General features: G+C 70.8%; 17 protein-coding genes and 1 pseudogene. 10 read left to right on the top strand and 8 right to left on the bottom strand.

Going from position 1 to position 18,225, the window contains the following annotated elements:
* Positions 1–56 precede the first annotated feature (56 nt).
* The gene (locus BM013_RS20990) at positions 57–974 is read left to right on the top strand and encodes an AEC family transporter (protein ID WP_177225539.1); all 918 of its coding nucleotides are present in this window, start codon (positions 57–59) and stop codon (positions 972–974) included.
* Between the two features lie 27 nt (positions 975–1,001).
* Here the strand turns inward: BM013_RS20990 and BM013_RS20985 are convergent, their stop codons facing one another.
* The 3 genes and pseudogenes from BM013_RS20985 to BM013_RS20975 form a co-directional block, all read right to left on the bottom strand.
* Positions 1,002–2,687, bottom strand: coding sequence for an ABC-F family ATP-binding cassette domain-containing protein (locus tag BM013_RS20985; protein ID WP_093129594.1), 1,686 nt, complete (start codon positions 2,685–2,687; stop codon positions 1,002–1,004).
* 210 nt (positions 2,688–2,897) lie between these two features.
* Positions 2,898–3,650: pseudogene (locus BM013_RS20980) on the bottom strand (sulfite exporter TauE/SafE family protein).
* A gap of 37 nt (positions 3,651–3,687) precedes the next feature.
* Entirely contained in the window at positions 3,688–4,950 is a 1,263-nt protein-coding gene (locus BM013_RS20975) for an MFS transporter (RefSeq protein ID WP_093129593.1), read from the bottom strand.
* A gap of 200 nt (positions 4,951–5,150) precedes the next feature.
* Here BM013_RS20975 and BM013_RS20965 point away from each other — a divergent pair, with 200 nt between their 5' ends.
* The 4 genes from BM013_RS20965 to BM013_RS20950 all read left to right on the top strand — a co-directional run bounded on the left by BM013_RS20965 (position 5,151) and on the right by BM013_RS20950 (position 8,353).
* Positions 5,151–5,975: an AraC family transcriptional regulator gene (locus tag BM013_RS20965; protein ID WP_093129591.1), complete on the top strand. Its 825-nt coding sequence runs from the start codon at positions 5,151–5,153 to the stop codon at positions 5,973–5,975.
* A 92-nt stretch (positions 5,976–6,067) separates the two neighbouring features.
* Positions 6,068–6,775, top strand: coding sequence for a phosphatase PAP2 family protein (locus BM013_RS20960; protein ID WP_256221589.1), 708 nt, complete (start codon positions 6,068–6,070; stop codon positions 6,773–6,775).
* 127 nt (positions 6,776–6,902) lie between these two features.
* Positions 6,903–7,145, top strand: a complete 243-nt coding sequence (locus BM013_RS20955) for an acyl carrier protein (RefSeq protein ID WP_093129589.1) — start codon at positions 6,903–6,905, stop codon at positions 7,143–7,145.
* Positions 7,142–8,353 (top strand): beta-ketoacyl-[acyl-carrier-protein] synthase family protein, encoded by a 1,212-nt coding sequence (locus BM013_RS20950; protein ID WP_093129588.1) that lies wholly within the window; start codon positions 7,142–7,144, stop codon positions 8,351–8,353. The genes BM013_RS20955 and BM013_RS20950 overlap by 4 nt, the downstream gene beginning before the upstream one ends.
* Here BM013_RS20950 and BM013_RS20945 read toward each other — a convergent pair.
* A complete protein-coding gene (locus BM013_RS20945; RefSeq protein ID WP_093129932.1) occupies positions 8,350–9,249 on the bottom strand; it encodes a LysR substrate-binding domain-containing protein in 900 nt (299 codons plus the stop codon). The genes BM013_RS20950 and BM013_RS20945 overlap by 4 nt on opposite strands.
* Before the next feature lie 208 nt (positions 9,250–9,457).
* Between BM013_RS20945 and BM013_RS20940 the strand changes: the two genes are divergently transcribed.
* The 4 genes from BM013_RS20940 (at position 9,458) to BM013_RS20925 (ending at position 14,108) form a co-directional block, all read left to right on the top strand.
* The gene (locus BM013_RS20940; RefSeq protein WP_093129587.1) at positions 9,458–10,831 is read left to right on the top strand and encodes a M20/M25/M40 family metallo-hydrolase; all 1,374 of its coding nucleotides are present in this window, start codon (positions 9,458–9,460) and stop codon (positions 10,829–10,831) included.
* A 97-nt stretch (positions 10,832–10,928) separates the two neighbouring features.
* Positions 10,929–11,387, top strand: coding sequence for a DUF2501 domain-containing protein (locus BM013_RS20935; protein ID WP_093129586.1), 459 nt, complete (start codon positions 10,929–10,931; stop codon positions 11,385–11,387).
* A 93-nt stretch (positions 11,388–11,480) separates the two neighbouring features.
* Positions 11,481–13,199, top strand: a complete 1,719-nt coding sequence (locus BM013_RS20930) for a SulP family inorganic anion transporter (RefSeq protein ID WP_093129585.1) — start codon at positions 11,481–11,483, stop codon at positions 13,197–13,199.
* A 24-nt stretch (positions 13,200–13,223) separates the two neighbouring features.
* On the top strand, positions 13,224–14,108 hold the full coding sequence (locus BM013_RS20925) for a LysR substrate-binding domain-containing protein (RefSeq protein WP_093129584.1): 885 nt from the start codon (positions 13,224–13,226) through the stop codon (positions 14,106–14,108).
* A gap of 36 nt (positions 14,109–14,144) precedes the next feature.
* On the opposite strand, the gene BM013_RS20920 is transcribed toward BM013_RS20925, so the two are convergent.
* Positions 14,145–14,729, bottom strand: a complete 585-nt coding sequence (locus BM013_RS20920) for a DUF3299 domain-containing protein (RefSeq protein ID WP_177225531.1) — start codon at positions 14,727–14,729, stop codon at positions 14,145–14,147.
* A gap of 127 nt (positions 14,730–14,856) precedes the next feature.
* Between BM013_RS20920 and BM013_RS20915 the strand changes: the two genes are divergently transcribed.
* Positions 14,857–15,387, top strand: a complete 531-nt coding sequence (locus BM013_RS20915) for a DUF2306 domain-containing protein (RefSeq protein WP_093129583.1) — start codon at positions 14,857–14,859, stop codon at positions 15,385–15,387.
* A gap of 50 nt (positions 15,388–15,437) precedes the next feature.
* On the opposite strand, the gene BM013_RS20910 is transcribed toward BM013_RS20915, so the two are convergent.
* From BM013_RS20910 to BM013_RS20900, 3 genes are read right to left on the bottom strand one after another with little or no spacing between them, the layout of a single operon-like run.
* On the bottom strand, positions 15,438–16,184 hold the full coding sequence (locus BM013_RS20910) for an enoyl-CoA hydratase/isomerase family protein (RefSeq protein WP_093129582.1): 747 nt from the start codon (positions 16,182–16,184) through the stop codon (positions 15,438–15,440).
* Positions 16,185–16,186: 2 nt separating this feature from the next.
* Positions 16,187–17,005, bottom strand: a complete 819-nt coding sequence (locus BM013_RS20905) for an enoyl-CoA hydratase (RefSeq protein WP_093129581.1) — start codon at positions 17,003–17,005, stop codon at positions 16,187–16,189.
* Positions 17,002–18,198 (bottom strand): CaiB/BaiF CoA transferase family protein, encoded by a 1,197-nt coding sequence (locus BM013_RS20900; RefSeq protein WP_093129930.1) that lies wholly within the window; start codon positions 18,196–18,198, stop codon positions 17,002–17,004. The genes BM013_RS20905 and BM013_RS20900 overlap by 4 nt, the downstream gene beginning before the upstream one ends.
* Between the last annotated feature and the right edge of the window lie 27 nt (positions 18,199–18,225).

Raw genomic sequence — 18,225 nt, 5'->3', positions numbered from 1 at the left:
GCTAGCGGCTGGAGGCTCGTTTCCGTGCTGTGGATTACCCATGGTCGGGCGGGTTTATCCTCGAAGCGGTGAACTACGCCCAGCTGCTCTTCCCCGACTTTTCCCTCATCGCCATCGGCTGGCTCCTGTGCCGCTACACCGCCCTCGACCGCCGCGTGTGGGACCAGGTCGAGAGCCTGGTTTACTACTTTCTTTTTCCTGTCCTGCTGTTTCACTCGATCGTGCGCAGCCCGCTCGACTTCGGTGCCACGTCGAACCTGCTGACCGCGGGCCTGTGCGTCGGCGCTTGCGGCATTGCCATGGCCTACGCGCTGCCCTATGTTCCGGGCCTCGGGTCCAACATCGACCGGCGCGACCATGCGGCCAGCACGCAAGTGGCGTTCCGCTTCAACTCGTTCATCTGCCTGGCGCTGGCCGAGCGGCTCGCGGGCTCCGAAGGCCTGCTGCTCATCGCCGTGCTGATCGGCGTGTGCGTACCCATCTTCAACATCGCGGCCGTGTGGCCGATGACGCGCCATGCGCAGACCGGCTTCGTGCGCCAGCTGGTGCGCAACCCGCTGATCGTCGCCACCTTGGCCGGCCTGCTGGCCAACGTGCTGGGCTTCACGGTGCCCAACTGGGCCACGCCCACGCTCACGCGCATCGGCGCGGCGTCGCTCGCGCTGGGGCTGCTCGCGGCCGGCGCGGGCATGAAGTTCTCGACGCTGGGCACGGGCAAGGTGCTGGCCGTCTCCGTGCTGTCGATACGGCACCTGTTCCTGCCGCTGGTCGCGTGGGGCCTGGTGCACGCGCTGCGCCTGGACGCCACGCAGGCCGCGGTGCTGATGGCCTTCTCCGCGGTGCCCACAGCCTCCAGCGCCTACGTGCTGGCCGCGCGCATGGGCTACAACGGACCGTACGTGGCGGGGCTGGTGACGCTGTCGACGCTGCTCGGCGTGGTGAGCCTGCCGTTCGCGCTGGCGCTGCCGCGGTAGGCACCTCAGCAACGCGGCACCACGTCACTACCGCACATCGCGCAGCGCCCAGCTGTGGCCCTGCGCCTCGAGCCGGTGCGTGAGCGCCAGCGCCGACAGGAACCGCGGGTCGTGCGACACCACGACGATCACGCCCGGGAACCCGCGCAACGCCTGCTCCAGCGCCAGCACCGAGGCCACGTCGAGGTGGTTGGTCGGCTCGTCGAGCAGCAGCATCTCCGCCGGCTGGCCGCCCCACAGCGCGCAGGCGAGCGCCGCCTTCAAGCGCTCGCCGCCGCTGAGCCCGGAAGTCGGGCGGCACACGGTGTGTGTGCCCAGGCCCAGCAGCGCGAGCCGGGTGCGCAGGTCGCCATCGGGCAGCGGCGAACGCAGGGCATGCAGCTGCTGCAGCACGCAGAGCGCGGGCGGCAGGGCGTCGCCGGCGCCGGCGCCGTGGCCCTGGTCGAGCCACGCGGAGCGCAGCGGCGCATCGCAAAGGCCGCTCGCCGGCGCCAGGCGGCCCGCGAGCATGCGCAGCAGGCTGGTCTTGCCGCAGCCGTTGGGGCCGGTGATGCCGACGCGCACAGGGCCGTGCAGGCACAGCGTGAGCGGCCGCGCATCGGGCGGCAGCGCGGGCACCGCTTCTTCGAGCCGCAGCACGCGGCGCCCGGCGGGAACGCCCGACGCCGGCAGCGCGAGCGCCACCGCGGGCGCCGCCCTCACCTGCGCCGCGGCCTCGCGCACCGCGCTGTCCAGCGACTCGCGCTGGTCGCGCTGGCGCTCGTTCTCGCGGCCCGCATGGGCCTGTGCGTTGTCCTTGAGACGGCCCACGTGGATCGCCGCCAGGTTGGCTTCGCGCGCCCAGCTCGCACCGCGTGCGGCGCGGCGCTGTTGGGCGTCGTGCTGCTTGCGCAGTTCGCGCAAGGCGGCGGCGCGCTCGGTGCGTGCATGGTCGAGCCGGGCCTGCGCGGCGGCCGCTTCGCGCTCGCGCCATGCGCTGTAGACCGTCCAGCCGCCGGTGCAAGTGCGCAGGCGGCCGTCGGGCGTGATCTCGGCGATGCGGTCCATGCCCTCCAGCAGTTCGCGGTCGTGGCTCGCGACAACGGCCGTGCCGCGCCACGCGGCAAGCTGCTCGCGCAGCCAGCGCCGCGCACCGGCGTCGAGGTGGTTGGTGGGCTCGTCGAGCAGCAAGGCGTCGGCGCCTGAAAGGAACGCGCCGAGCAGCGCCACGCGCGTGCGCTCGCCGCCGCTCAGGCCATCGGCCGGCCGATGCGGCGCGAGCACAAGGCCGGCGGCTTCGAGCGCCGCGGCAAGGCGGGCCGACAGGTCCCAGTGGCCTTCCGCGGCGTCGAAATCGGACGGTGCCGTGCTGCCGGCCTCGATGCGCGCGAGCGCGGCCAGCGGCTGCGCGAGGCCGGCCAGGTCGGCCACGCTGGCATCCGGTGCCGTTGCGATGTGCTGCGGCACATGCGCCAGCCGCGCCGGCCGCAGCACCACGCCGGCGCTGGGCCAGGCATGGCCCGCCAGCAGCGCCATGAGCCGCGACTTGCCCGCGCCGTTGTTTCCCACGAGGCCGATGCGGCCGGGTGGGAAGGTCTGGTCGATGTCGTCGAACAGCACGCGCCCGTCGGGCAGCACGAGGCCCACGTGGCGGAGCGCGAAACCTTGAGCGGAAGAAGAGAACGAAGCGTCCGGGCCTGCAGCCGGACGCGCGATGCGTTTGCGATGAGCCATGCGCGGCCCTCCGATGAGTTCGTTGTGGAGCGATGCAAGAAGGCTTGCATCGCAGCGAATCAGGAGAGGCTCAAAGGCGCATTTCGGGGGGACGCTCCGCAATCAAAAAAACAAGACGGGCAACTCGCCCGGCCCCGGCTTGGAAGACCGGTGCCTGCAAAGGTTCCCGGCGGGGTGCGACCGATTGCGATCGATCGCGATCCGTTGCGGTCAGCCGCGCTGCAACAGCGCCGGCACCGCCGACGCCAGCATCGCCAGGCCCGAGGCGGTCAGCAGGCTCAGCACCAGCTTGCGGAACGCCGCCTCGCTGATGCCGATGTACAGGCGCGCGCCGAGCAGCACCGGCACCGCGACGGCCAGCGCCACGAGCCCGAGCAGCGGCACGGTCGAGCGCGAGATGCTGCCGCTGGCCAGGTGGATCGCGAACGCCACCATCAGCATCGAGAGATTGAAGTTCTGGATCACCGCGCGCTGCGTGTCGCGCTGGAAACCGCGCAAGGTGCACCAGAGCGTGGGAATGGTCCCCGAGAAGCCGCCGATGCCGGCCATCGCGCCGCCGATCGCACCGGCCACGCCGTCGGCCACGCGGCCGCCGAACGCCACCTTGGGCAGGTGCTGCGACAGCAGCATCGCCGGACACCACAGCACCAGCAGCACGCCCAGGCACAGCTTGAAAAGCACGAGGTCGAGGTGCGGCAGCAGCCAGACACCGAACGGCACGCCCACCAGGCCGCCGAGCACGAAGGGCCAGAGCAGGCTTTTGTCGAAAGAGCGCCGGACCGTGAGCGCTGCGATCACCTGCCCCGTCAGCGCGCCGAACAGCGCGAGCACCGCGGCCAGTTGCGGCTCCAGCGTCTAGGCCCAGACCGACATGGCCACCAGGCCGAACGCGAAGCCCGAGAGGCCTTGTACGTATCCCGCCAGCACCGCGCCGAGGATCACGTAGACATACAAGGCTTGCATGCGGCCGATGATATCGGCCGCCCTGCGGGAAACAGTCTCAGGCCGAAGCCGGCACCAGCGCCGTGCGGCGCACGCGGCGCACGTTGAAGGCGCTGGCAATCAGCACGCCCTGCACCAGCGCCAGGCCGACGATCACGCTGGTGTACTGGCCGTGGTCCATCAGCCGGCCGAACACGAGCGGTGCCACGGCCTGGCCGATGTCGAGCCCGGCGTAGACCACGCCGTACACGCGACCGGTGGCGTTGGGCGGGGTCGACTTCTTCACCAGCAGGTCGCGCGAGGGGCCGGCCACGCCGGAGACGAAGCCCATGGCGCCGAACAGCACCGGCACCACGATCGGCGGGAAGTCCGCGAAGGCCAGCACCAGCGCCAGCGTGGCCGCCACGCCGAATCCCGCGCCCACGATGCGCTCGCAGCGCGACGGGTCCGACGCCAGGAAGCCGCCGAACACCATGCCGACCGCGCTGGCCACCATGTAGACCGTGAGGCACATCGCCACCAGCGCGACCGGCACCGCATGCAGATGGCCCGCGGCCACCGGCGCGAAGGTCTGCACCACGCTGATCACGGCGGCATAGAAGAAGAAGAAACCGAAGCACATCCACACGGCGGGGATGCGCAGGAAGTCGAAGTCGCCGCCGGCCTGCGCGGCCGTGCCCTGCCCCGTGGCCTTGTGCACCGCCGCCGCGTCGAGCGACAGCACGCTGCGGTAGACCCACAGCACCAGCAGCACCACGATGGCCACCGCGCCGGCCGAGGCCAGCGCCACGCGCCACGAGAAGGCGATGGCAATCGGCACCACGAAGGCCGGCGCCAGCGCCCAGCCCAGGCTGCCGGTGATGCCGTGCACGCTGTAGGCATGGCCCAGGCGCGTGGGCGCCACCTTGCGGTTGAACAGCGTGTAGTCCACCGGGTGGAACACGCCGTTGCCGATGCCGCCGACCACCGCGCACGCCAGCAGCATCCAGTAGCTCTGCGCCGCGGCATAGCCGAAGGCCGCGAGGCCCAGCGCGCCGAGCCCCACGAACAGCACCGGGCGCGGGCCCAGCTTGTCGACGATGAAGCCCGAGGCCGCCTGCACGATGCACGAGACCACGAAGAACACCGTGAGCACCGCGCCCAGCTCGACGTAGCTCACGTTGAACGCGTCCTTGAGCCAGGGGAACAGGGGCGCCAGGATGAGCTGGCTGAAATGGCTGACCGCATGGGCCAGGCCGACCAGCCCGATCAGCTTGGCGTCGGTGCGCAAGGTGGTGGGAGGAACGGCGGTCGAGGAGGCTGTCGAGGAGGTGGAGGACATGGATTGCTACAAAAAACCGGGGCAGGCAGCGATGCTATGCGCCGGGGACGCGGCAGAATGGCGATACAGCGACAACATTTGTCGAAACCATGCCAAGCGCCGCCTCAACCTCCTCCGCGAACCCCGCGATCCCCGCGAACCTTGCGAACGCAGCGACCACCGCGGCGGCTGCCTCCGCGGAGCACGCCAGGCCACGCGGCGTGGCCACCGCCCCCGCGAACAGCGTCGGCCCGCTCACGCCCCACCTCTACGCCCCCGACGCGGTGCGCCCGCTGCGCGCCAAGGAGCACTTCCTGAGCGCCGACACGCTGGTCGAGCTGCACCAGCACCCGTGGCCGCAGCTCACCTTTTCGACCCGCGGCGTGATCCGCCTGAGCACGCAGGACGGCAGCTACATCGTGCCGCCCTCGCGCGCGCTCTGGGTGCCGGCCAACATGCCGCACAGCATCACGCTGATCGAGGACGCCGAGCTGCGCACCGTGTACCTGCACGCCTGGATCGCGCCGACCTGGGAAAAATGCGAGGTGCTGGAGATCAGCCCGCTGCTGCGCGCGCTCATGCTCGCGCTCGACACCACGCCCGACGGCCTGCCGCCGGCCGACCCGCACGCGCCGCAGCGCGAACGCATGATCGCGCCGCTGCTGGTCGACGAGGTGGAGCGCGCCACGCAGATCCGCATCGACGTGCCGCTGCCCACCGACAAGCGCCTGCGCCAGCTGTGCGAGGCGCTGCTGCGCAACCCGGCCGACCGCGCCACGCTGGCCGAACGCGCGGCCACCATCGGCGCCAGCGAGCGCACGGTGGCGCGCCTGTTTCGCGACCAGCTCGGCATGAGCTGGCAGCAATGGCGCCAGCAGGCCGTGATGGCGCATGCGCTGCCGCTGCTCGCGCGCGGCATGGCGGTGAGCCAGGTGGCGGCGGCCAGCGGCTACGCCACCGACAGCGCCTTCTGCGCCATGTTCAAGGCGGCCACGGGCCGCTCGCCGACCTCGTTCCAGCACCGCAAGCGCGCCGCCACCGCCTGAAGCGGCGGGGCGTTCACAGGGGCGCCCACGTCGCATCGGACGGCGCACTGGACGGCGCGCCACGCCGCTCTGGCAAGATCGCGCTCGACACCATGCACTCACAGATTCCCCTGCACATGGCGCCGGAGGCCCGGCCTTCGACGTGGACCGCCGACATCTGGCTGCGCATGCGCCGCCATTTCCTGCTGAAGGCGATGGGCACCACGGTCTTCACGTGGCTCTTCTTCATCGGCTACTTCCACCTGCTGCGCAACCCGGCGTTCCCGGTCGCGGTGATGCCGCTCACGGCGCTGGACCACCTGATTCCGTTCCAGCCCTACACGCTCGGCGCCTACCTGTCGCTGTGGGTGTACGTGGGCGTGGCGCCGGGGCTGCAGCTGACCTTCAAGGAACTGGTGGTCTACGGGCTGTGGATCGGGGGGCTGTGCATGACCGGCCTGGGTCTCTTCTATTTCTGGCCGACGCAGATACCGCCGCTGTCGATCGACGTCTCGGGCTATCCGGGCTTCGCGATGCTGCAGGGCGTGGATGCGGCGGGCAACGCCTGCCCGTCGATGCACGTGGCCGTGGCCATCTTCACCGCCGTCCGCGTCGAGCACCTGCTGCGCGAGGCGCGCACGCCGGTCATGTGGCGCGTGCTGAACTGGGCGTGGTTCGCCGCCATCGCCTATTCGACACTGGCCGTGAAGCAGCACGTGGTGCTCGACGTGGTGGCCGGCGCGCTGCTGGGCCTGGCCTTTGCGTTGCCCTCGCTGCGCTGGCGGCCGGGAAAGCGCCGCCAAGGGATGTCCCTCGGGTGAGAGCGGATATCATCGGCAATCATTGATCACAATCACCACTGGCCGACGAGGAAGGGATCGATTCAACGGCACACCCTGAACGGGTGGCGATCGATCAGCGGCACATGACGACGACAGGCATTGCACGATGAGTTCGCTGAAGGAATTGCAGGACCTGATCCACGAGAAGTACGGCATCGAACCGTCGAAGCTCGACCCTCAGGCATCGATGAGGGAAACCGGCGGGCTCGACTCGCTCGCCCTCGCCGAGTTTCTCTTCGCCATCGAAGACCATTTCGGCATCACCATGCCCGACGAAGACGCGAACATCGACACCCTGGCCGAACTCGCGCTGCTGGTCGACAAGGTCCGGGCCGCGAAGACAGCGTGAACCACCAGGTCGCCGTCACCGGTCTGGGCGTCGTGGCGCCGCACGGCGACGAGCCCGGCGCCCTGTTCGAGGCCCTGTTGCAAGGCCGCTCGGCCATCCAGCCCGTCTTTCCCGACCTGCCCAAGCCTGCCGCCGCGGCCACCGTCGCCTTCGACGAGACGCGCTGGTTCACCAAGCTGCAGCTCGCCGGCGTCGACCGCGTGAGCCAACTGGCCGTGGCTGCCGCCGACCTGGCGATGCGCGACGCGGGCCTGGCCGCCGGCAGTGCCGACCCCGAGCGCATCGGCGTCTTCGCCGGTTGCGGCATGGGCGGCGCGGCGGCGCTGGAGGCCGCCTACCGCGGCAACGGCCGCGTGTCGCCGCTCACCATTCCGGCCTTCATGCCCAACGCACCGGCCGCCCACGTGGCCATGCGCCAGGGCGTGCAAGGCCCCGTGCTCACCTACTCCGTGGCCTGCGCCTCGTCGTCCGCGGCGATCGCCGAAGCGGCCAAGGCGGTGCAGCGCGGCGAAGTCGACATCGCCATTGCCGGCGGCAGCGAAGCGCTGATCGTGCCCGGCGTGGTCGTGGCCTGGCAGGCCATGCAGACGCTGGCCACCTTCCAGCCCGGTGAAGCCGGCAGCGCGGTGCGGCCTTTCGCGGCCGACCGCAGCGGCTTCGCGCTTGGCGAAGGCGCGGCCTTCCTGATTCTCGAATCGGCCGAGCGCGCCCGCGCGCGCGGCGCCCGCAGCTACGCCACGCTGGCCGGCTGGGGCCTGAGCAGCGACGCCACCCACCTCACCAAACCCGACGCCCCGGGCCAGGCCCGCGCCCTGCGCACCGCCTTGCGCCTGGCTGGCCTGCAGCCGCGCGACGTGGGCTACTGCAACGCGCACGGCACGGCCACGCGCATCGGCGACGTGGTCGAGCGCAACGCGCTGGCCGACGTGTGGGGCAGCGACTTCGACGCATTGCGCGTCAGCTCGACCAAGGCCCTGCACGGCCACATGCTGGGTGCGGCGGGTGCCATCGAGGCGCTCATCACCGTGCTGGCGCTGCACAACCGGCAACTGCCGCCGAACGCGCACTGCGCGCAGGCCGATGCGGCGTGCCCGCTGAACCTGGTGGCGCCCGGCGACACCGCGGCGCCGTCGCTCGAAGCCGCCATCAGCAACTCATTCGCCTTCGGCGGCACGAACTCCGTGCTGCTGTTCCGCCGCGCGGCCTAGCCCTGCGGCCCGGCCGCCGCCGCGCGCAGCCACACCACGAAGGCGCTCACCAGCGCATCGTCCGTGCGACTGGGCGCCACGAACACGCTGTAGCCCCGGCTCGATGGCGCCCGGTGCGGACAGGCCAGCACCAGTTCGCCCGTGCGCAGTTCGCGCTCGACGAAGTACTCGGGCACCAGCCCCACGCCCAGGTCGGCGCGCACCGCCGCAACCAGCGACGAGAACAGGTCGAAGCGGTGGCCCGCCACCAGGTTGTCCGGCGCGCGCGCATGCGCCGTCTGGGCAAACCACTCTTCCCACGCGCCCATGCGCGTGCGCAGCTGCAGCAGCGGCGCGGCCCGGAAGTCGCCGCGCGCCATGGCCGCGCGGCCCTTCGCCTTCGGCGAGCACACGGCCACGCACGACTCGCCCATCAGCGGCTGCGCGTTGGCACCGGGCCACACCGCGTCGTCGTACTGCACGCCCACGTCGAAAGGCACGTCGTCCATGTAGAGGCCGGTCGGGAACACCTGCAGGTGCAGGCTGCAGCCCGGGTGCTGCGCAATGAATTCCGGCAACCGCGGCGTGAGCCAGCCTTCGGCCAGCACCGGCACCGCGCCCACCAGCAGGCGCAGGCCGTCGGTGCGCTGCGCCATGGCTTCGAGCGTGTGGTTCTGCAGGCGCAGCAGGTCACCGGCAATCTGCCCGTGGTAGCGCCGCCCGGCCTCGGTGAGCTCGCTGCCGCGCGCGGTGCGCTGCACCAGCCGCACGCCGATCTGCGATTCGAGCAGCCGCAGCTGCTGGCTCACCGCGCTGTGCGTGAGGCACAGCTCCTCCGCGGCCTTGCCCACGCCGTGGTGGCGCGCGACCGCGTCGAAGATCAGCAGCGCGCGGGTGCTGGGGATGTGGCGGCGCATGGTGACCATGGAAGATTGACGAGGGTGGATTGAAGCGGGTGAAGCAGGTGAAGCAGATGAAGCGGGCGCGTCGTTAGAAAAACTGACGACGCCTAAGATTAAACCAGAGCAGGCGCCTAGCACACTCGCAAGAATTGCTGACGACGCCGCGCCGGCGGCGCGCCCCCTTGCCCGTTTTTTGTCTCACTTCCCAGGACTCCTGCCCACCATGTCTCGTCCAGCGCCCCTTCGCCCTCTGCGGTCCCTTCGCCTCGCCCCGCTCGTGCTGGCCATCGCATCCGCCGCGGCCGGCCTCGCCCATGCCCAGACCGGCGCCGTCGCGGCCACGCCCGCGCAGGTGCGCCCCGACGTCGACAAGGCCTACACCCAGCTGATGGCCTCGCCCGCCATCCAGAAACTGCTGGACGCAGTCAAGGCCGACCACGACCGCTCGGTCGAAGACCTGAAGATGCTCACCGAGATCGAGGCCCCTCCCTTCAAGGAACAGAAACGCGCCGAAGCCTTCCTCGCGCGCATGAAGGCGCTGGGCCTGGCCGACGCGAAGATCGATGCCGAAGGCAACGTGGTCGGCCTGCGCAAGGGCACGGGCAACGGGCCGAAGCTGCTCATCTCGGCCCACCTGGACACCGTGTTCCCCGCCGGCACCGACGTGAAGGTGAAGGAGCGCGACGGCAAGCTCCATGCGCCGGGCATCTCCGACGACACGCGCGGCCTGTCGGTGCTGCTGTCGTGGCTCAAGGTACTGAACGACAACAAGGTGCAGACCGTGGGCGACCTGCTGTTCGTGGGCAACGTGGGCGAGGAAGAACTCGGCAACCTGCGCGGCATCAAGGCCATCTTCCGCGACAACCTCGACATCGACGGCATGGTCGGCCTGGAGCCCGCGCCCGAAGGCACGGTGCTGATGCTGGGCACCGGCTCGCACCGCTACGAAGTGACCTTCAAGGGCCCGGGCGGCCACAGCTTCGGCGCCTTCGGCCAGGTGCCCAGCGCCATCCACGGCATGGGCCGCGCCATCGCCAAGATCGCCGACGTGCGCACGCCGACCTTCCCCAAGACCACCTTCACGGTCGGCACGGTCGGCGGCGGCACTTCGGTCAACACCATCGCGCCCGACGCGCGCATGGCGGTGGACATCCGCTCCGACGAGATGGCGCCGCTGCTCGAAACCGAAAAGAAGATCCTGGCCGCCATCGACGAAGCCGTGGTCGAGGAAAACAAGCGCTGGGGCGTGACCACGCTGAGCGTGAGCACCAAGCTCATCGGCGACCGCCCGGGTGGCCGCACGCAGTCGGACACGGTGATCGTCGAGGCCGCCACGCGCTCGAACACGGCCTTCGGCCACAAGACGCTGCTGACCGGCGCCAGCACCGACGCCAACGTGCCCATGTCGCTGGGCATCCCGGCCATCATCATCGGCGGCGGCGGCAAGACCGGCGGCTTCCATGCACTGAGCGAATGGATCGACGTGACCGACGGCTGGAAGGGCGCGCAGAACTCGCTGGTGACGGTGCTGGGCCTGGTGGGCGTGCAGGGCACGAGCACGCCGCTGCTGGAGAAGCGCCCCGCGCGCACCAAGTAAGAAACAGGAGGGCAAAGCGGACAAACAGGCAGCCCGGGCGGTCTTCGCCCCCTGCCGCGTCCGTTATGCTGGTGGCCGCTTCCCACAGGAGACCACCATGCATGCTCGCTCCACCCTCATTGCCCTCGCCCTGCTCGCCGCGGGCGCCTCGGCGCAGGCCAACAACCTGCTCGACCAGCTGAAGGAAAAGGCCGGCGAAGCCGCCGGCGCCAACGCGCAATCCACGCAGGGCGCGCAAGGCGGCGGTGCCGCCTCCGCGCTCGGCAACCTCGGCTTCAAGATGCCCGCCATCGGCTCCAGCACCATGGGCAACGCGGCCGGCGTGCTGCAGTACTGCGTGAAGAACAACTACCTGGGCGGCGACGCGGCCTCGGTGAAAGACAAGCTGCTCGCCAAGATCACCGGCCAGAAGCCGCAGGAAACCGGCTTCAACAGCGGCGCCAAGGGCCTGCTCAAGGGCGGCGACGGCCAGACGCTGAACTTCAAGCTGCTGTCCTCCAAGGTCAAGACCAAGGCCTGCGACTACGTGCTGAAGAACGCCACTTCGCTGATCTGATCCCTGCAGGCGGCTCGCCCGTTCCCCGCGCGGCGCACCGCGCACGGGCCTGCCGCCATTTTTTCGCGCGCTTTCGTGCGCCCGCAAACGTCCATGACCCCGGCTGCCCCCTCTCCCTCCCTTCGCCAGCGCCTCGCGCGCTGGGTTCCCTGCCTCGCCTGGCCGCGCCCTTCCGCCGCGCTGCTGCGCAACGAGGCGATGGCCGGCATCACCGTGGCGCTGATGGTCATCCCGCAAGGCGTGGCGTATGCCGCGCTGGCCGGCATGCCGCTGGTGACGGGCGTGTACGCGGCGCTGTTCCCGGCGCTCATCGCGGTGATGTTCAGTTCGTCGCAGCGGCTGTCGGTCGGGCCCACGGCGCTCACCAGCCTGCTGGTCGGCGCCTCGCTCGCGCCGCTGGCGGTGGCCGGCAGCGACGAGTGGGTGGCCATGGCGGTGTGCCTCACGCTGATGTCCGGCACCATCCAGATCGTGCTGGGCGCGGGGCGCTTCGGCTGGCTGCTGCGGCTGGTCAACTCGCCGGTGCTCATCGGCTTCACGCAGGGCGCGGCGGTGCTGATCGCCATCTCGCAGCTGCCCGCGCTGCTGGGCTTCACGGGCCGCACCATTCCTCAGGTGCTGCAAGGCGGGCCGCTGCCCGACCTGGTGGCCATCGCCTTCGGGCTGGGCAGCATCGCGGTGCTGTGGCTCGGCAAGCGCATGCTGCCGCGCTTTCCGACCACCATGGCGCTGGTGGCCGGCGCGGCCGCCATCAGCTGGGGGGTCGACTACGCGCTGCGCGGCGGCGCGGTGGTGGGCAGCCTGCCTTCGGGCCTGCCCTCGTTCTACTGGCCCGGCCTGCTGCCGCTGGGCACCTTCAGCGCGCTGGTGCTGCCGGCGCTGATGATCACGCTGGTGAGCTTCCTGGAAACCGCGTCGAGCGCCAAGGTCGACAACGCGCGCGCCGGCACGCTGTGGAACGAAAACCAGGACCTGATCGGCCAGGGCCTGGCCAAGCTGGCCTCGGGCTTCACGGGCGCCTTTCCCACCAGCTCGTCGTTCTCGCGCTCGGCCATCACGCTGTATGCGGGCGCGCAGACCGGCTGGGCGACGCTGTTCAGCGTGGTGGTGGTGGCCGGCGCGCTGCTGTGGCTCATGCCGCTGCTGTACCACGTGCCGCAGGCGGTGCTGGCGGCGGTGGTGGTCACGGCCATCCTGGGGCTGGTGAAGCCGGCGAGCTTCAAGGCGCTGTGGCGCGTGTCGCGCATCGAGGCCGGCATCGCCTTCGGCACCTTCGTGCTGACCATCGCAACGGCGCCCAGCATCTACTGGGGCGTGCTGGGCGGCCTGCTGGCCAGCATGGCGCACTACATGTATCGCCACCTGCACCCGCGCATCATCGAAGTGGGCCTGCACCCCGACGGCAGCCTGCGCGACCGCAACCTGTGGAAGCTGCCGCCGCTGGCGCCGCAGCTCTATGCGCTGCGCATGGACGCCGAGCTCGACTTCGCCTCGGCCTCCACGCTCGAGCGCGCGCTCACCGTGGCGCTGGCCGAGCGGCCCGAGCTCACCGACGTGTGCCTGTTCGCGCAGCCCATCAACCGCATCGACATCACCGGCGCCGAGGTGTTCGGCTCGATCCGCCGGATGATGGAAGCCAAGGGCGTGCGCCTGCACCTGAGCGGCCTCAAGCTGCCGGCCCTGCAGGTGCTGGAACGCGCGGGCCTGCTGGCGCCGGGGCCGATGCTCTTCAGCTACCGCACCGACGGCGAGGCGCTCGCAGCGCTGATGCCGCGCATCGACGTGCCGGTGAACGAGCCCACCGCCGTCTGATCCCCGCCCGAGCCCTCGCCGCCGATGAAAACCACCATCGAAGAACTGGTCGCCTTCCGCACGGTGGTGGACACGGGCTCGATCACGGCCGCCTCCGAGCAGCTCGCGCAGACCGTCTCGGGCATCAGCCGCGCGCTCAGCCGGCTCGAGCAGAAGCTGGACACCACGCTGCTGCGCCGCACCACGCGCCGGCTCGAGCTCACCGAGGAAGGCGCCGCCTTCCTGCAGCGCACGCGCGCCATCCTGGACGCCATCGACGACGCCGAGGAGCAGATGGCCGCGCGCCGCCAGCAGCCGGCCGGCCGGCTGCGCGTGAACGCGGCCTCGCCTTTCATGCTGCACGCCATCGTGCCGCTGGTGCCGGAGTTCCGGCAGCTCTGCCCGCAGATCGACCTCGAGCTGGACACCGACGACCTGCCCATCGACCTGCTGGAGCGGCGCACCGACATCGCCATTCGCATCGGCCCGCTGCGCGACTCCACGCTGCATGCGCGCCCGCTCGGCACGCACCGTTTGCGCGTGCTGGCCAGCCCCGCGTACCTCGAGGCGCACGGCAAGCCGCGCAAGGTGGAAGACCTGGCCGGGCATGCGCTGCTGGGCTTCACCCAGCCCGAGTCGCTCAACCGCTGGCCGCTGCGCGGCGTGCACGGCGACGAATGGACCATCGCGCCCGCGGTGATGGCCTCCAGCGGCGAGACGCTGCGCCAGCTGGCGCTGGCCGGCGTGGGCATCGTGTGCCTGTCGGACTTCATGACGATCGCCGACCGCGCAAGCGGCGCGCTGGTGCAGGTGCTGGCCAAGGAGACGGCGGACGTGCGCCAGCCCGTCAACGCGGTGTACTACCGCAACACGCAGCTGTCGGCGCGCATCACTTCGTTCCTGGACTTTCTCTCGCAGCGCATGACCTGAGCGGCGGCCACGCCCCGGGGCTCACCGTACGGCGATCTACTGCGGCTGCTTCGGCGTGAAGCGCTCGACCGCGGCCGAGGCGATCTCGTAGCCGCTCACGCCCATGTCCGCCGACGCGTAGCGCGCCGCCTTCAGCGTGCCGCTCACGTACACCGTGTCCATCGCATGCAGGCCCTTGACGGGCGCGGGCGCGATCACGTGCACGATCTGGTTGGCGGGCGGCGGCGGGGTGTGGATGCAGGCGCCGAAGTACGGCACCAGGAGGAACTCGCGAATGCCGTCCTGCGTGGCGTCCAGCGGCACCACGAAGCCCGCGAGCTTGCCGGGCTTGCCGTCGAGCGCCACGTTCACCGGCGCGTTGTCCCAGACGGCGCGCATCTCGTCGAGCATCTGGATCGCGCGCGGATCGTTGTCGCGCAGCGCCTCCAGGCTGATGTTGCGGTAGCGCCTGGTCGGGTCCCAGCTCTTGGGAATCAGCTCTTCCCACTTGAGCTCGGCCGCCGCGCCGGTTGCCGATGCGCTCGCGCCGTGTGCCGAGTCCGGCCCGCAGCCGCCCAGGAGTGCCGCGGCCGGTGCCAGGAAAAGCGCGGACAGCAGGACACGCGAAAAGAACCTTCTCATGACCCCGATTGTGCTTGGCGCATGTGTCAAGCCGGTAAAGCAGGGTCTTTGGCACTCATTTCCTCCCAGATCACACAAATTCATTGCAACGCGCCAGAATGCCGCACCACGACACGAGGAGCTCCGCATGGCACCCACTGGATGGCTGGGACTCACGTCCCTCGGCACGGTTCACACGGCGATCAGCCTGGTCGCAGTCGCAGCGGGGCTCTGGGCCCTGTTGCGCTACAAAGAGATCACGATGCGCTCCGGCCTCGGCCGGGTGTTCGTCTGGACCACCGTGCTCACCTGCCTCACCGGCTTCGGCATCTTCCAGCACGGCGGCTTCGGCAAGCCGCATGCGCTGGGCATTATCACGCTGGTGGCGCTCGCGGTGGGTGCGCTGGCGGGCCGCGGCGCGCTCTTCGGCAAGTCCGCGCGCTACGTCGAGGCCATCGCGTTCTCGGCCAGCTTTCTCTTCCACTGGATCCCGGCCTTCACCGAGACGCTGACGCGCCTGCCGCTGGGCGCGCCGGTGTTGTCGAGCCCGGACGCGCCCGCGCTCAAGGCGATCACGGGCGTGCTGTTCGTGCTGTACCTGGTGGGCGTGGGGCTGCAGGTTCGGCGCTTGCGCGGCGGTGCGGGCATCGCCCCGCTCGCCACGCCGGCCAGCCCCTGAAGGCCACCGGAAGCCACTGAACACGGGGTGCGCTCGGCACCCTGAGCGGCTCAGGTGCCCGTGAAGCGCGGCGGCCGCTTCTCGGCCCACGCGCGCTGGCCTTCGCGCAAATCGGCCGATTCGGCGGCGCGCACCATGTCGCCGCGCAACTCGCCTTCGTCGAGCGTGCCGCGCGCGATGCGGTTCAGGTGCTTCTTCATGCCGATCAATGCAATGGGCGCCATCGCCGCGAGCGTGCCGGCCAGCCCTTGCGCCGCCGCGGCCAGCTCCGTCGCGGGCACCAGGTGGGTGAGAAAGCCGATGGCCTTCATCTCCTGGGCGTCGATGCGCTCGGCCGTGAGGAACAGCCGCTTGGCGTTGTCCAGCCCGAGCCGGCTCACGTAGCGCTCCAGCCCGCGCTGGTAGAAGTGCAGGCCCAGCCGCGCGGCCGGCATGAACATGTCGATGCCCTGCGCGCCAAGGCGGAAGTCGCAGGCCAGCGCGAAGTCGGTCGCGCCGCCGTAGACGCTGCCCTGCAGCAGGGCCAGCGTCACGGGCCGCGCGTCTTCCATCGCGTTCACCACCTCGTCGAAGGCCACGTGGCGCGACGCGCCGATGCGCCCGATGTCGTAGCCGCTGCTGAAGTACTTGCCCTGCGCCTGCAGCACGAGCACCAGCACCTCGGGCCGTGCATTCACCGTCTCGATGTGCGCCGCAATGGCCGCGAGGTCGTCGGGCTCCAGGCGGTTGGCCTGCCCGGGGCGCCGCAGCGTGATGCGCGCCACCGCGCCGTCGATCGTCAGTCCGGGAATGTCCATGCTCAATGTCCTTTGAAAACCGGGGTGCGCTTGTCCATGAAGGCGCGGCGGCCCTCGCGGTAGTCGTCGCTGTCGAAGCAGCGGTCGACCAGCGGCGCGAGGGCGTCGGCCTCGGGCGTGGCCGAGTAGCTCTCGAACACGCGCACCGCCGCCTTGGCGGCGTGCACCGTGAGCGGCGCGTTGGCGGCGATGCCGAGCGCGTACGTGCGCACCGTCTCGGCCAGCCGCCCGTCTTCCACCACGGTGTTCACCAGGCCGATGCGCAGCGCCTCGTCCGCCGCGAGGAAGCGCGCGCTGAAAAGAATGTCCTTCGCGGCCGACGGCCCCACCAGCCGCGCCAGCGCCGCGATGCCCGCGTACTCGTAGCCCAGTCCCAGCCTGGCCGCCGGAATGCCGAAGCGCGAGCCGGCGGTGGCAAAGCGGATGTCCGCCGTCAGCGCCAATGCGAGCCCCCCGCCGATGCAGAAGCCTTCGATCATCGCGACCAGCGGCTTGCTCAGCTGCGCGAGCCCCTGCTGGCCGCGCGCGGCGATCCTGCCGTAGGCTTCCTTCTGCTCGGCATTGGCGCGGAACTGCTCGAACTCGGAGATGTCGGCACCCGCCGCGAACGACTTGCCGCCCGCCCCGCGCATCACCACGACGCGCACCTCGGGGTCGGCCTCGAAGGCCTGCGCCGCATCGCCCAGGCCCTTCCACATCTCCAGCGACACCGCGTTGCGGCGCTCGGGATTGTTGAAGGTGAGCCAGCCCACGCCGTCTTCCACCTCGGCCACGATCTTCGGCGTGGCCAGCGCCAGGCGGCGTGCAATGCGCGCGCTCATGCCACGGCCCCCGCGGCATGCATCGCCTCGATGGCGCCCGCGTCGTAGCCCAGTTCGCCCAGCAAGGCGTCGCACTGCTCGCCCGGGTCGGGGCCCGCGTGGTGAAAGTGCTCGGGATGCGCGAAGGCCGACAGGTTGATCGGCGAACGCAGCAGCGCCAGCTCGCCCAGCGCGGGGTGCGTGGCCGGGCGCGTCATGCGCAGGTGCCTGACCTGCGGGTCCTCGAATGCCTGCCCGATGTCGTAGATCGGCCCGCAGGGCACGCCCGCCGGGTTGAGCCGCGCCACCAGCTCGGCGGTGTCGAAGCGCGAGGTCAGCGCGTTGATGTCGGCGTCGAGCTGCACGCGGTGCGCGAAGCGCGAAGCGGGCTCGCGGTAGTCGGGGTGCGCGAGCAGCGAGCCCCCGTCCAGCGCCTCGCAGAAGCCGGCCCACATGCGGTCGGTGCTGGCGGCGATGTTGATCATGCCGTCGCGCGCGCGGTAGGTACCCATGGGCGCGAGCGTGGGGTGCGAGTTGCCCTGCTGCGCGGCCACCTCGCCGTCGACCGTGTAGCGCGCGGCCTGGAAATCGAGCTTGTTGAGCATGCTCTCCAGCAGCGAGGTGTGCACCCATTGGCCCTCGCCCGTGTGCTCGCGGTGCAGCAGCGCCAGCAGGATGCCCTGCCCCAGGAACATGCCCGCCGTGGTGTCCGAGATGGCGATGCCCACGCGCACCGGCCCGCGCCCCGGCTCGCCGGTGACAGAGCTCAGCCCGCACATGCCCTGCACGATCTGGTCGACGCCGGGCCGGTCGCTGTACGGGCCGTCCTGCCCGAAGCCCGAGATGCTCGCCAGGATGATGCGCGGATTCAGGCGCCGCAGCTGCTCGTAGGTCAGGCCCAGGCGCTCCTTCACGTCGGCGCGGAAGTTCTCGACCACCACGTCGCTGCGCGCGATGAGCCGGCGCAGCACCTCGGCGCCCTGCGGCTTCTTGAGGTCCAGGCACACGCTGCGCTTGTTGCGGTGCAGGTTCTGCTCGTCGGAGCCGCGCCGGCGGCCGGTGACGGAGCCGCGGTCCGACGGCGGGTCGACGCGCGTGACGTCGGCGCCCCAGTCGGCCAGCAGCCGCACGGCGGTGGGGCCGGCGCGCGCGATGCTCAGGTCGAGCACCTTGTAGCGGGACAGCGGCAGTTCGGCGCGGGGGGCATCGGGCATCGCGGCGGGCACTCCACGGTTGGCGTG

It is taken from the genome of Variovorax sp. OK605, from assembly GCF_900115445.1.
Classification (GTDB): domain Bacteria; phylum Pseudomonadota; class Gammaproteobacteria; order Burkholderiales; family Burkholderiaceae_C; genus Variovorax.
The sequence above is the reverse complement of the archived record's forward strand: the minus strand, read 5'-3'. Positions and strand labels throughout refer to the sequence as shown.